The sequence below is a fragment of the Arthrobacter sp. JCM 19049 genome (assembly GCF_001310435.1).
Window position 1 is genome coordinate 1 of sequence record NZ_BAXF01000520.1, and the last position, 1,482, is coordinate 1,482.

Consider the following 1,482-nt stretch of genomic DNA (forward strand, 5'->3'; position numbering starts at 1 on the left):
CAGCTTTCCGGGTCGTCCTGAAAGACCCGCACCTCCTGGGCGCAGCGGCAGCCGGCGGCGAACTTCGCCGCCCATTCCAGCGCCTGCTTGTAGCTGGGCAGCTCCAGCACCGAGTACCCGCCTTCCAGCTGGCTGGTCTGCGGGTAGGTTTGCTTGCTCACGGTCCCGTCGGCGTGCACCATCACCGGCGGGATGCTCTCATCAATGCCGCCGCCGAACACCCACACCCCGGCCTCCTTGGCCTGCCGGACCACCTCGTGGGAGGCGCGCGCCACCTCGTGCAGGTCCTCGGGCGGGAAGTCCATCGCTCCGCTGGGAAATGAGATCAGGTATTTGCTCATGGTCAACTCCTTCGCTCGGGTTTTGGCCATGCTAGCCAAGCACCGGGACCGGCGCAGCGTTTCGCAGGCGCCGCCCAGCTGCCCGGCTAGAGGATGGAGTCCAGCACGTCGCCCTGGGTGACCTCGATGCTTTCCACATCCCGCAGCTTGCGCTCCACCGCCCGGGTGCGGGTGCCGGCTTCCCGCACGGTGTTCTGCGCGGTGGCCAGCTGCTTGCCCAGCTTGTCCCACACGTCCCCGTACTTGCGGAATTCCTCCTTCGCGGCGGCCAGCACCTGCCAGACCTCGCTGCTGCGCTGTTCGATGGCCAGGGTGCGGAAGCCATCTGCAGCGAGTTCAGCAGGCTCATCAGCGTGGTGGGTCCGGTAATCAGCACGCGGTGCTCGGTCTGCAGCCGGCTGGCCAGCCCCGGGCGGCGCACCACCTCGGCGAACAATCCCTCGGTGGGCAGGTACATGATGGCGAAATCGGTGCTGTGCGGCGGGGCGATGTACTTCCCGGAGATCAGCTTCGCCTGCTCAATGATCGCCCGGTCCAGGGCCCGGCTGGCCTGCTCGATGTCCTGCTTGATTCCCGATTCCTGGGCGTCAAGCAGCCGCTCATAGTCCTCCTGCGGCAGCTTCGAGTCGATCGGCAGGTACACCACCCCCTGTTCCCGGCCGGGCAGCACGACGGCGAACTCCACGCTTTCGCGGCTGCCGGGGCGGATCACCACGTTCTGCTCGTACTGCTCGGCGGTCAGGATGTCCTCCAGCTGCCGGGAGAGCTGCACCTCGCCCCAGGAGCCGCGGCTTTTCACGTTGGTCAGTACGCGCTTGAGCCCGCCCACGTCGGCTGCCAGGGACTGCATCTCCCCCAGGCCCTGCTGCACCATCTCCAGGCGCTTGCTGACCAGTTCGAAGGATTCGCCCAGGCGCTTTTCCAAGGTGCCCTGCAGCTTCTCATCCACCGTTTCGCGCATCTTCTCCAGCTTCGCCTCGTTGCCGGCGCGCAGCTTGTCCATTTCCTCGCGCAGCAGGCTCTGCAGCTGCAGGTGGCGCGCGGAGTTCGACTCGGTCAGCGTTGTCAGCCGCTCGTCGAGGGTGGCGCGCACCCGTTCCAGGCGCACCTCGTTGTCCTGGCGGACCTCACCCAGCGCCTG

The 1,482-nt window shown here is 67.1% G+C and carries 1 protein-coding gene and 1 pseudogene; both read right to left on the reverse strand.

From position 1 onward, the window contains the following. A partial coding sequence (locus JCM19049_RS14020) for a YciI family protein (protein WP_054821889.1) occupies positions 1 to 341 on the reverse strand: 341 nt, incomplete at its 3' end. Positions 342 to 427: 86 nt separating this feature from the next. Continuing rightward, a pseudogene (locus tag JCM19049_RS21100) lies at positions 428 to 1,344 on the reverse strand (DNA recombination protein RmuC). Between the last annotated feature and the right edge of the window lie 138 nt (positions 1,345 to 1,482).